Raw genomic sequence first — 12637 nt, forward strand, 5'->3', positions numbered from 1 at the left:
GTTTCCAACTTTTGAGATGCACTTCATCCCCATATAGAGGGTGGTAAAGAGTTGTTTCTTTTTAGTCAACCACTTTATAAGGATCGGCCACCTTATAAGAAAAATATATTCAGATTTTATATTCCTCTATCTTTCGATACAGCGTAGTAAGTCCGATTTTCAACAAGCGGGCAGCTTCCGTTTTATTCCCTTTCGTATATTCCAACACACGCGCAATATGCCTGCGCTCCATTGCAGCCAGTTCAAAACCACCTGTACTATCGTCCGAACATTCATAATGAGTGTTCTGGATTTCCAAAGGAAGGTCGCAGATATCCAGTCGTCCACCTTCGCAAACAATCAGGCTACGCTCAATCACGTTTCTCAACTCACGGATATTCCCTTTCCACGGCTGTTGTTCCAGTGCTTCCAGAAAAGCAGGGGTCATCTCATTGACGGCATACGAGAGCTTTTCAGAGAAACTTTTGACGAAAGCAGTCGCAAGAATCCTGATATCACCGGTACGTTCGCGAAGCGAAGGAAGATGCACCTGAAAAACCGAAAGACGATAAAACAAGTCCTCACGGAAATGTCCGGCTTTGATCTCCTCCTGCAAATTGCGGTTAGTGGCAGCGATGATACGCACATTTACCCGTGTCGGCTTGGTATCACCTATCTTTATATATTCTCCTGTTTCGAGGATACGCAGTAACTTTGCCTGCAATTCGAAAGCCATCTCCCCGATTTCATCCAGAAAGATCGTTCCGTTATTGGCCTCTTCAAAAAGCCCTTTCTTATCTTTCAACGCACCGGTAAACGAACCAGCCTTATGTCCGAACATCTCGCTTTCGAGCAGTTCTTTGCTGAAAGACGAACAGTTGACTGCCACAAAATTCTGTTTGCTCCGCTTACTACTATAATGTATAGCTTGCGCGAAGACTTCCTTGCCCGTTCCGGTTTCTCCCGTCAGCAATACGGGAACATCTGTCACAGACACCTTCTGCGCCAAAGATACCGACTCTTTCAGCACTTTTGACTCCCCCAGGATAGAATCGAACGAATACATCTGCCCGACTTTCTTTTCTAGTTTTTCCAAACGGACATTCATTTTTGCTTTCTCTACGGCACGACTAATGAGAGGGATAATCTTGTTATTATCATCTCCTTTCGTTATATAATCAAACGCACCGTTTTTGATAGCCTGCACTCCGTCGGGGATATTGCCGTGGGCAGTAAGAAGAATCACCTCCACATTGGGAGCTATTTTTTTGATATTCAACACCAGATCCACTCCGTTTCCATCAGGAAGAAAAACATCGCATAAAGCTACATCGGGCGATTGAATTTCCAGTTGTCTGACAGCAGTTTTGCAATCACCTGCCTGACACACTTCATAACCCTCAAGTTCCAGCATACGAGCTAAAAGGCTGCGAATCTGAACTTCATCGTCAATAATAAGAATTTTATTCATACAATTTGTCTACATTAATATAGAAGAATGGAAAACAGGGTGCGCAAATATAGTTTTTTTATCTGAATCCATGAACATTTCTTCCATACAGTTTGTTATTTCCATAGGAAACTATTTACACTATAAACAGATGAAAATAATTATTATTGGGGGAGTTGCAGGAGGAGCCACCACTGCTGCCCGAATCAGACGAGTAGATGAAACAGCAGAAATTATCCTTTTGGAAAAAGGAAAGTATATATCATACGCCAATTGCGGCCTTCCTTATTATATAGGAGGAGTGATAGAGGAACGGGATAAATTGTTCGTGCAAACGCCCGAAGCCTTCTCTACACGCTTCCGCGTGGATGTACGTACAGAAAATGAAGCGATTTTCATTGACCGGAAAAGAAAGACAGTGACCATCCGGCAAAGCAGTGAAGACACTTATGAGGAGAGCTACGATAAATTAGTCATCTCCACCGGAGCTTCCCCGGTACGTCCTCCCCTTCCGGGAATCGACCTTAGCGGAATCTTCACGCTAAGGAATGTTACCGACACAGATCGGATCAAAGAATATATCAAGAGCCACGCTCCGCGAAAAGCCGTTATCGTAGGAGCCGGATTTATTGGTCTGGAAATGGCGGAAAACTTACATACACAGGGAGCGAAAGTGTCGATTGTGGAAATGGGCAATCAAGTGATGGCTCCTATCGACTTCTCGATGGCATCGCTCGTCCACCAGCACTTGATGGATAAAGGAGTCAATCTTTATCTGGAACAAGCTGTCGCCTCTTTTAGCCGGGAGGGAAAAGGGTTGAAAGTAACGTTCAAAAATGGTCAGTCCATTTCTGCCGATATTGTTATCCTGTCGATCGGAGTACGCCCGGAAACCAGTCTGGCACGAGCTGCCGAACTGACTATCGGCCCTGCAGGAGGTATTGCCGTGAATGATTACCTGCAAACGTCTGATGAATCGATTTATGCTATCGGTGACGCAATCGAGTTCCGCCATCCGATCACCGGAAAACCCTGGCTCAACTATCTTGCCGGACCTGCCAACCGTCAGGGACGCATCGTTGCAGACAACGTTCTCGGGGCAAAAATACCTTACGAGGGTTCTATCGGCACTTCAATCGCAAAAGTTTTCGACATGACCGTTGCTTCAACCGGTTTACCCGGCAAGCGCCTGCACCAGGAAGAGATAGACTATATGTCGTCTACCATCCATCCCGCCTCTCATGCCGGCTACTATCCGGATGCCATGCCAATGAGTATCAAGATCACTTTCGATAAAAAGACAGGAAGATTGTACGGCGGGCAAATCGTCGGTTACGACGGAGTGGACAAACGGATTGACGAACTCGCGCTTGTCATCAAACACGAGGGAACGATCTACGACCTGATGAAAGTGGAACAAGCGTATGCTCCTCCGTTCTCTTCGGCCAAAGATCCGGTAGCACTGGCAGGATATGTAGCGGAAGACATCATTACCGGCAAAACCAATCCGGTATATTGGAGAGAGTTGCGGGACATTGAAATGGAAAATAAATTCCTCCTGGATGTCCGCACCCCGGACGAATATTCTTTAGGCAGCTTACCGGGTGCTGTGAATATTCCACTGGATGAGCTTCGTGACCGGCTGGCCGAACTGCCGAAAGATAAAATGATTTATACCTTCTGCGCTGTCGGGCTACGAGGGTATCTTGCTTACCGGATATTGACTCAACATGGATTTAACAAGGTGCGTAATCTCTCGGGAGGGCTGAAAACTTACCGGGCTGCCACTGCTCCGATTATCATACGAGAAAATAATGGAAATGAAATAGACGAATCACCCGCACAACAGGGGAGTGCTCCCCAAGCCAAGCAACCTACGGTTGCTAAGGTTTCAGATACCACGGTTACTGCCGCTGCTGCCGTCACCGCAGACGCCCCTGCAAGCCCCGCTAAAACAGTTCGGGTAGACGCCTGCGGATTACAATGTCCCGGCCCGATTTTGAAAATGAAGAAAACAATGGATACACTGGCATCAGGTGAACGGGTGGAAATCACCTCAACCGATCCAGGATTCCCGCGTGACGCTGCCGCATGGTGCAGTTCAACGGGCAATCAACTGATTTCGAGAGACAGCTCCGGAGGAAAATCTATTGTTGTCATAGAAAAAGGAGAACCAAAATCATGCAATATTGTTACTTCATGTGAGGGCAAAGGAAAAACATTCATCATGTTTAGTGATGATTTAGATAAAGCTTTAGCTACCTTTGTGCTCGCAAATGGCGCAGCTGCTACGGGACAAAAAGTCACCATCTTCTTTACGTTCTGGGGACTGAACGTCATCAAGAAGTTGCACAAACCGGAAACCGAAAAGGATATTTTCGGAAAAATGTTTGGCATGATGCTGCCTTCCAGCTCCAAAAAGCTGAAACTTTCTAAGATGAGTATGGGCGGAATAGGTGGAAAAATGATGCGGTATATCATGAACAAAAAAGGGATTGATTCACTGGAATCCCTGCGCCAGCAAGCGCTGGAAAACGGTGTGGAATTTATTGCTTGCCAGATGTCAATGGACGTGATGGGAGTCAAACAAGAAGAACTCCTGGACGAGGTGACCATTGGCGGCGTAGCAACATATATGGAACGGGCGGATAACGCAAACGTTAATCTATTTATTTAAAAAATGAACGAATGAAATATTTAAATAATGTATGAAAACAATATGTGCAATGCGTGATGTATTCAAAGCAATAGGTAACTTTGAAACAGCATTTGAAAAAATGTACCAGATATCGCTCAATGAAGCAATGATATTGTGTGCCCTCAAAGAGGCTTCGGACAAAGTGACGGCTACCAACCTGTCCAAGCAAACCGAACTAAGCCCCTCACACACATCTAAAATGCTGCGGATACTGGAGGAAAAAGGGCTGATCGTCCGATCACTCGGAAGTGAAGACCGGAGACAGATGTATTTCCATCTGACTCAATTGGGTAAACAACGGGTAACTGAACTGGAACTTGATAAGGTAGAAATACCGGATCTACTAAAACCTCTGTTTTAATAAACGGATTTTTTCAAATAAATATCTGTAAATAATAAACGGTGAGCAAACTCCCTGATAATAGGGCAGAGCGCTCACCGTTTTTCTTTCCGCCGGGCCAAAGAAATATGTTAATTTTCCGGCAAAAGAAATTTCCACGCGAACCTTTTTCCACCTTTCTTGTTGTTTGTATCAAAAGCCCAAGGTACCTGGGCGTGATTTTTATATAACCTAAACATTATAAAAGATATGAAGAAATTAATTCCTATTTTATTGGCGGTCTTTGCACTCGCTTCATGTGAAAAAGACCCGGACATGGGTAAGCTGGATGACAATTATCTGGTATACACTAACTACGACAAGAAAGCCGATTTCAAAGTTCCTACATTCTATCTGGCACCCCAGATTCTGGTTATCAGTGACAGTAAAGAACCGGAATATCTCGAAGGTGAAGGCGCAGAACAAATTCTGGCAGCTTATACAGACAATATGGAAGCTAGAGGTTACGCAGCAGCACCTGACCAGGAAAGCGCAGATCTTGGTATTCAGGTAAGCTACATCGCAAGTACTTATTATTTCACCAGCTACACACAACCTGAATGGTGGTGGGGTTATCCCGGATATTGGGGCCCTGGCTACTGGGGTGGCAACTGGGGTGGTGGATGGTACTACCCGTATGCTGTAACTTATAGTTATAGTACCAATTCCTTCCTGACGGAAATGGTAAACTTGAAAGCTGAACAAGGCGACAATAAAAAACTGCCTGTTGTATGGACAAGTTATCTGACCGGATTTGAGACTGGTTCCAAAGCTGTCAACCGTACTCTTGCAGTAGAAGCTGTCAACCAATCCTTTACTCAGTCACCTTATCTTACTAACAAATAAACAACTACAACTGTTATGAAAACAAGAAAAAATATATACTTCAAGGTAGTAGCCTTAGCGGCTATTGCCATCGCCTTCGCCATGCCGGCTAAGGCACAGCTATCGGACAATGGATATGCGAATATCGACTGGCAGTTCAATGCTCCGCTAAGTAATCATTTTGCAGATAAAGCAAGCGGTTGGGGTATGAACTTCGAAGGTGGTTATTTCGTGACTCCTAACATCGGCTTGGGTCTTTTCCTCAACTATCACAGTAACCACGAATATGTAGGTCGCGAAACCTTCCAGATGGGCGCCGGTGAAGTGACTACCGATCAGCAACATACCATTTTCCAATTGCCTTTCGGTGCTGCCGCACGTTACCAGTGGAATCGTGGTGGATCTTTTCAACCATACGTCAGTGCTAAATTAGGTGCTGAATATGCTAAAATCCGTTCTAATTTCAGCATGCTGGAAGCAAGAGAAAACAGTTGGGGATTCTACGCTTCTCCTGAAGTAGGTATCAATGTATTCCCATGGGTTTACGGACCGGGCTTGCACTTTGCTTTGTACTACAGCTATGGTACCAACAAGGCTGACGTACTGCATTACAGTGTAGATGGATTGAGCAACTTCGGCTTCCGCTTGGGTGTATCCTTCTAAAAAGAACTGCAACTATCAGAATATTACGTTAATAATACAAAGAATGCCCTTCTACTTTTGCAAGTAGAAGGGCATTTCATTTGACATCCCATCCAGTCCGGAATCATTATTTCTTTTTCATCGCATCATAAATAGCTCCTTGTATTCGCTCACGAATGTGCAGTTGATTCAGCTTGCGATTTGTTACATCCGGATAAATCCGGTTGCTAAGAAATACATAGACCAGTTCATTGACCGGGTCTACCCATGCGCATGTACCGGTAAAGCCGGTATGACCGTACACTTCGGCAGGTGCGGCAGGAGCACAATTTCCTTTCTTCGGATCATCAGCATCCGGTTTGTCAAAGCCCAAGCCACGTCGGCTGATTTTTGAGGTTTCAGTAGTAAACAGCTGACAGGTTTCTTTGCTTAGATAGCGTTGACCGTCTATTTCTCCTCCATTCAGCAACATCTGATAAACACGGGCTACATCACGGGCAGTAGAGAAAAGTCCGGCATTTCCGGCCAACCCGCCAAAGAAAGCGGAAGCCTCATCATGCACAAATCCCTGCAAAGTCTCTTTACGCAAGAAACGGTCTTTGTTGGAAGGGACAATTTCCGATTTGGCAAAACGGCGTAAAGGCAAGTAGCCCGTATGCTCCAACCCCATCGGTCCGTAAAACTCACGTTGCAGATAGGCTTCCATAGGCATACCGGCCAGTTGTTCTACCAACATCCCCAACAGAATGAATCCGACATCACTATATACATAGCGTTTCTGCTTTAACGGAGCTTCTGCTATTTTCTCTTCTATCACCTTCCGGAAGGAGCGGTTTAGCCACAAGCTATCGCAGATTTGAACAGTGTAATCACCGGTCTTGACGGGAGAGACGTATTCACTTTTGAATTTGAATTTCGGATTCGCCCATGAAGCCGTTCCCAACTGTAACGGATGATGAGCGTCTTTGCGTGCGCTGAACAATCTTCCGTCATAACTATCTTTATCGATGGCTTCTTGGTAGAAAGGAATCCAAGAAGGTAAACCGGACTGATGATACAGGATTTCCTGAATCGTTATATCTTTCTTATCGGTATGTTGCAAAAACGGCAAATGATCCGAAATCTTATCTGTCAGATTGAAACGTCCCTTATCGTAGAGTTTCATGATGGCAAGCAAAGTGCCCGTCGTCTTCGAGAGGGAAGCCAGATCGTAGATATTCGTAGATTCGACACGCGGACTTCCTTTGCCCGTATAAGTGCCGAAAGACTTGTCGAACATGACATGGCCGTTTTTCAACACTACCACCTGGCAACCGGGATAAGCTCCCTGGCGAATACCGTCTAATGCGATGGAATCGACGCGCTTTAGATGAGTAGAAGAAAGCCCGTATTCTTCCGGCACGAAATGCAATGGCGTCTTGGGGGTAATGGTCACTCCTGCTCCCGTTGGAAACAGTTCTCCCAAGCTTGCCGACAACTGTCCGTCTGCGGATGCCTTGGCAAATAACACATCTGCTACCTGACGCTGCACGTCTCCATTATAACTGTGCCCCAACACGACTGCCGAAGCATGAGACACGGCCCGCTGAATCTGCAACATCATCTTCCCCGGAGTAAAAAACAGATAAATAGCCGGACTTTGAGGAGCAAACTTCGCAAAGAAAGGCTGATAAGAAGCCAACCGCTGTTCGCTAATGGCTACAATGATTCGTTTATAGGTAGACAGAGAATCACGCAACCGTTGATTTTCCTCTTCTGTCTGATTGGCGCGAAGGGGAAAACGTACCAAAGATGTATAACGGGAAAGTTGTTTGGCCAATACATCGGTTTCTCCGGGATCTCCCACTTCGAGCAGTGCAATCGCCTGCTCCTTGTCTGTATGTAGGGGGAGGATATGATTCTTATTGTTCAAAACGGTTATTGCCGCTAGATTCAACCGGCGAACCAAGTCACGTGTCTGCGGACTGTTAATGCGTTGTTCCAAACCGGATAATTGTACATACGATTTCTTCTTAAGTCCCAACACATATTTATAAGTCAAGACTTTGCGGCATTTGCTTTCAATCTCTTCACGGCTTAGTTCCCCTTTTTCAACAGCTTCCAGTACGGCTGGTATCTCTTCCTTTAGGTTCCGGGGAGACAGTACCATGTCATTACCTGCTTTCAAAGCTTGCAAACTGACATTTCCATTTCCTGCCACGCCTTTCATGGCAAGTGCGTCGGTAAATATCAGGCCTTTGAACGCTAGTTCATCGGTCAGCAAATCATACACGACATTGCGGGACAAGGAAGACGGAAGTCCGCCAATAGGTTCAATCACCGGCACTTGCAAATGGCCTACCATCATACCGCCCAGTCCGGCACGGATGGCCTCTTTAAACGGATAAAGCTCCACACTATCCAGACGCTCGCGAGTGAAAGGAAGTACCGGAAGCGCTTTATGCGAATCGACATCGGTATCTCCGTGTCCGGGAAAGTGTTTGCACACAGATAACACCCCTCCACCTTCCAAACCGGAAGCATAAGCGATTACCTTATCAGCCACTTGGATCGGATCTTCTCCAAAAGAACGGGTATTGATGACGGGATTTTTAGGGTTTATATTCACGTCCGCCACCGGAGCGAAGTTTACCTGTACTCCAATCTGCCGGCATTGACGGGCAACTTCACGTCCATACTCATAAAGCAGCCGGTTGTCGCGGATACATCCCAGCACCATATTTCGCGGGAAGACAGGCGTACCACGCAGACGCATGGCCAATCCCCATTCTCCATCAAAGGTAATCATCAAAGGGACTTTGGCTTGTCGCTGCGCCCGGTTCGTCAGTTCGACCTGGTTTTGCATCTTCCCTCCGGAAAAGAGAAGGCCGCCTACTTTATAAGTGTCGATGACTTCGCGCAGCAGTTCCAAGTTTCGTTTGGTGTCTACCGGAGCAATGGTATAGATGAACAACTGACCTACCTTTTCTTTAAAGGAAAGTTTATCCATAACCGAATCAACCCAGTGCTGACAGTCCTTGTCTTGAAGGGCTTTGTACACCAGCAGAGGTTCAACGGTTGTAGCATTCTGCGCCGGACTCGAAACTGTACCGACCGCGATAAGGAATAAAAGCGTTACTATTGAGGGAATTATCTTCATTTATGTTTCAATGTCAAATCGAGACGGCCTACACGAACACCATTTTTTCCTGTGTGCATGACAGGCACCTCCTTTCCGTCCATATTCAAGTATGTTTTGGGGCCTTCCATAAATGTATGGGAGTGTCCACCCAGAATCACGTCGATATTGTGCGTTCCGGCAACCAGCTGTTCATCCATCTGGATGCCCAGATGAGACAGGCATACGACCAGATCACAACCTTCTTCCTCTTTCAACAAGGTAGCTATTTCGTTGGATACACGGATCGGGTCTTCATAAACGACTCCTTCGCATTTATTGGCCTGAATCATTCCTTCCGGCTGGGTTCCGAGACCGAACACGCCGATTCTCAAGCCATATTTCTCCAGAACGACGTAGGGCTTGACTATATCTTTTAATGCCGTAGCATCCAGATTATAGTTGGCACAAACGACCGGAAAATCAGCCATCTTGAAAATGCGGGCCATATTATCCACATCGAAATCAAACTCATGGTTACCGATCGTCATTGCGTCATAGCCCATTTCATTCATCAGTTTGACTTCCACTTCTCCGCGGAACATATTATAATAAGGTGTCCCCTGGGAAATATCTCCGCAATCGAAAAGCAATACATTCTTATGCTCTTTGCGGAACTGTTCGAGAAAAGCCGCCCGACGGACAAAACCACCTTTGTTATAATATCCGTCACCCTTCTGATTGATAGGTTCGATACGGCTATGCACATCGCTTGTTTGTAAAATGATAACTTCTTTGGTATCCTGCGCAAAGATTGAAAAAGTGAAACTCAATGCAAGACATAGCAGGAATAATATCTGAAATCTTTTCATATTCAATATTTTTAGATTCTCCTTTTTTTATTTTATCGTAATACGTCCGTCTAGTTTGGAGGTAATCACTTTGCCTTCGGCTGTTTGTTTGCGTACATAATCAAGAAATAGTCCGCGTAAGGTAGCATTTTCGGGGCATACTCTCTTCTCTGCCTGCAGGAAAGCATCCATTCGTCCGTTTCCGTCTGCCAGATAGTCGATAGTAGCCACTGTGTAAAGCTGGTCATCTTTTAGCGGTTTTCCGGCAATAAATGCGTTCAGCAGCTTTCCGTCTTTTGTGATTTCAAGACGGACACCGCTCACTCCTTCGCCATGCAGAGACGCTATTGCTTCACAAAGATGTCTCAGGTCCGTCCCTTTCATAGTCAATACACAAAGGGAGTTCTCGAAAGGAAGAATTTCAAAAACATCTCCTACCGTGATATCTCCTTCGGGCAAGATACTACGCAAGCCGCCCATATTTACCAATCCCATATCGGCCGGTTTCCCCAATACCTGGGTTGCCGCTTGCTGTAGAACACCCGCGACAAGGTCGGATAGCAAGCTTTCAGGAACTCCTTTATCCATTTTCATCGCACTGGTGCCAATGACTTCATACATCATCGCATCCACCTTTTCCTTATAAGGTTTTAAGATTTCGGTAGCTTTCACGTTGGGATTGGTGTCCCAAACAGAATCAATCGTTATCATGCTACCCTCTACTTTGGTTACTTCATACTGTGCCGTAGTCTCGCGTGCGGTCCGGCAGGAAGTGAACAGGAAACCTCCTGCAAACGCCGCCACCATCAGATACTTTACATAAGTCTGTTTCATGTTCGCTATTTTTAGATATGCCACAAATATACAAAAACATTTGGCTATCTGGCAAATAATTCGTTACTTTGCACCGCTTTCGCGCAATCGCTGTCAAGAGAAGAGATACTTGGTATGTTGCGTTGTAACGATGAAACAATTTAATAATAACAACAATGGATTTAATTAAAATTGCAGAAGAAGCATTTGCTACCGGAAAACAGCACCCGAGCTTCAAAGCAGGAGACACTGTAACAGTGGCATATCGTATTATCGAGGGTAACAAAGAACGTGTACAGTTGTACCGTGGTGTTGTTATCAAAATCGCCGGTCACGGAGACAAGAAACGTTTTACTGTACGTAAAATGTCAGGAACTATAGGCGTAGAAAGAATTTTCCCAATCGAATCACCGGCTATCGATAGCATCGAAGTGAACAAGGTAGGTAAAGTTCGTCGCGCTAAATTGTACTACCTGCGTGCTCTTACTGGTAAGAAAGCTAGAATCAAAGAAAAAAGAGTTAACGGCTAAGCCGAACTTTTCGATTCGAAATAAAAAAGGGAACTTCATTATGAAGTTCCCTTTTTTATTGCTATTATTCCCGCAAACAATTCTCAAAGCATTCCACCATGATGAGAAAAAATACTCATCGCAATGAGTATTTTTTCTCACAGTAATGAGAATTTCTTCTCATTACTGTGAGAAAAAGCCCCTTCCTGAATAGGCTGGCAGCGAGGAAGAATATAAAACAAAGCCCCGAAAGTCATAAACTCCCGAGGCTTCATCACCTTTATTATAATAATGATATATTATTCTTTCAAATCTTTCAGTTCCCAAGCCAATGCACTGGCACCCAGTACAGCAGCATCAGAATCCTTCAATTCGGAAACAAGCAATTTCGTCTTACCTTTATAGATATTCAGGATATTATCATCAATTGCCTTCTGAATCGGTTTCATTATATAGTCACCGGACTTGGCCAAGCCACCGAACAATACAATTGCTTCAGGACTGGAGAATGCAATAGCGTCTGCCAAAGCTTCACCCAAAATATTACCTGTAAATTCGAAGATTTCCTGTGCCAGTTTATCTCCTTGTACAGCTGCATCATACACATCTTTTGAAGTGATGTTTTCTGCAGGAATATTACGAAGCAGGCTAGCATCCGTACGAGCGGCAAGGAATTCGCGAGCTGTGCGAGCCACACCGGTAGCCGAACAGTAAGTTTCCAGACATCCCTTACGGCCACAACCGCAAAGACGACCATCGCGACGAGCGATCACGTGTCCTAATTCACCTGCAAAACCGTCATGTCCATACACCATCTGACCGTTGATAACAATACCACTACCTACACCGGTACCCAGTGTAATCATGATAAAGTCTTTCATACCACGGGCAGCGCCATAAGTCATTTCACCAATAGCTGCAGCATTTGCATCGTTTGTCAAAGCAGTGGGGATACCCAGTCTTTCTTCAAACATGGCAGCCAACGGAAGAATTCCCTTCCAAGGCAAGTTTGGAGCAAACTCAATCGTTCCCGTGTAATAGTTACCATTCGGGGCACCGATACCGATACCTCTGATTTTATCAACGCCACCATTAGCAATAATCAATGGAAGCAGACTTTTACACACTTCATCAGCGTATTCTTCTACTGTGGGATAACCAGATGTTTTAATTGAACTGCTGGCAATAATAGTTCCGCGTGCGTCTACAATTCCAAAGACGGTATTTGTTCCGCCTATGTCAATACCTACTACGTAGGGTTTTTCCATGTTTGAATTCATGATACTTTTATTTAAAAGGGTTAGTTAATTACAAAGTTTACTGCACACAAATTACGTAAAGAAGATTGAGTCTACAAAATGTTTTTTGAAAAAAGTTCAACCTATTTGCAACTT

General features: G+C 45.0%; 10 protein-coding genes. 5 read left to right on the top strand and 5 right to left on the bottom strand.

What is annotated here, in order from left to right; translation table 11 throughout:
- Nucleotides 1–109: 109 nt before the first annotated feature.
- Nucleotides 110–1450 carry a sigma-54-dependent transcriptional regulator gene (locus tag GD631_RS01905; protein ID WP_143260243.1) on the bottom strand — a complete coding sequence of 447 codons (1341 nt, stop codon included), beginning with the start codon at nucleotides 1448–1450 and terminating at the stop codon, nucleotides 110–112.
- A gap of 130 nt (nucleotides 1451–1580) precedes the next feature.
- Between GD631_RS01905 and GD631_RS01910 the strand changes: the two genes are divergently transcribed.
- The 4 genes from GD631_RS01910 (at nucleotide 1581) to GD631_RS01925 (ending at nucleotide 5994) form a co-directional block, all read left to right on the top strand.
- Nucleotides 1581–4106, top strand: coding sequence for an FAD-dependent oxidoreductase (locus tag GD631_RS01910; RefSeq protein WP_143260242.1), 2526 nt, complete (start codon nucleotides 1581–1583; stop codon nucleotides 4104–4106).
- A 31-nt stretch (nucleotides 4107–4137) separates the two neighbouring features.
- Nucleotides 4138–4488 (top strand): MarR family winged helix-turn-helix transcriptional regulator, encoded by a 351-nt coding sequence (locus GD631_RS01915; RefSeq protein WP_143260241.1) that lies wholly within the window; start codon nucleotides 4138–4140, stop codon nucleotides 4486–4488.
- A 228-nt stretch (nucleotides 4489–4716) separates the two neighbouring features.
- The gene (locus GD631_RS01920; protein ID WP_143260240.1) at nucleotides 4717–5352 is read left to right on the top strand and encodes a DUF4136 domain-containing protein; all 636 of its coding nucleotides are present in this window, start codon (nucleotides 4717–4719) and stop codon (nucleotides 5350–5352) included.
- A gap of 15 nt (nucleotides 5353–5367) precedes the next feature.
- Entirely contained in the window at nucleotides 5368–5994 is a 627-nt protein-coding gene (locus tag GD631_RS01925; RefSeq protein WP_004296194.1) for an outer membrane beta-barrel protein, read from the top strand.
- Between the two features lie 106 nt (nucleotides 5995–6100).
- Here GD631_RS01925 and GD631_RS01930 read toward each other — a convergent pair whose 3' ends face one another.
- Genes GD631_RS01930 through GD631_RS01940 form a run of 3 tightly spaced genes read right to left on the bottom strand, consistent with a single transcriptional unit; the run spans nucleotide 6101 to nucleotide 10755 of the window.
- Nucleotides 6101–9112: a serine hydrolase domain-containing protein gene (locus tag GD631_RS01930; protein ID WP_143260239.1), complete on the bottom strand. Its 3012-nt coding sequence runs from the start codon at nucleotides 9110–9112 to the stop codon at nucleotides 6101–6103.
- Nucleotides 9109–9942 (bottom strand): bifunctional metallophosphatase/5'-nucleotidase, encoded by an 834-nt coding sequence (locus tag GD631_RS01935; RefSeq protein WP_074558605.1) that lies wholly within the window; start codon nucleotides 9940–9942, stop codon nucleotides 9109–9111. The genes GD631_RS01930 and GD631_RS01935 overlap by 4 nt, the downstream gene beginning before the upstream one ends.
- A gap of 27 nt (nucleotides 9943–9969) precedes the next feature.
- Nucleotides 9970–10755, bottom strand: a complete 786-nt coding sequence (locus tag GD631_RS01940; RefSeq protein WP_143260238.1) for a 5'-nucleotidase C-terminal domain-containing protein — start codon at nucleotides 10753–10755, stop codon at nucleotides 9970–9972.
- A gap of 155 nt (nucleotides 10756–10910) precedes the next feature.
- Between GD631_RS01940 and rplS the strand changes: the two genes are divergently transcribed.
- Nucleotides 10911–11264: a 50S ribosomal protein L19 gene (rplS, locus tag GD631_RS01945; RefSeq protein WP_008026232.1), complete on the top strand. Its 354-nt coding sequence runs from the start codon at nucleotides 10911–10913 to the stop codon at nucleotides 11262–11264.
- A 278-nt stretch (nucleotides 11265–11542) separates the two neighbouring features.
- Here rplS and GD631_RS01950 read toward each other — a convergent pair whose 3' ends face one another.
- Nucleotides 11543–12523, bottom strand: a complete 981-nt coding sequence (locus GD631_RS01950; protein ID WP_004315007.1) for an ROK family protein — start codon at nucleotides 12521–12523, stop codon at nucleotides 11543–11545.
- Nucleotides 12524–12637: the final 114 nt, after the last annotated feature.

Source organism: Bacteroides luhongzhouii (assembly GCF_009193295.2).
GTDB classification, from domain to species: Bacteria; Bacteroidota; Bacteroidia; order Bacteroidales; family Bacteroidaceae; genus Bacteroides; species Bacteroides luhongzhouii.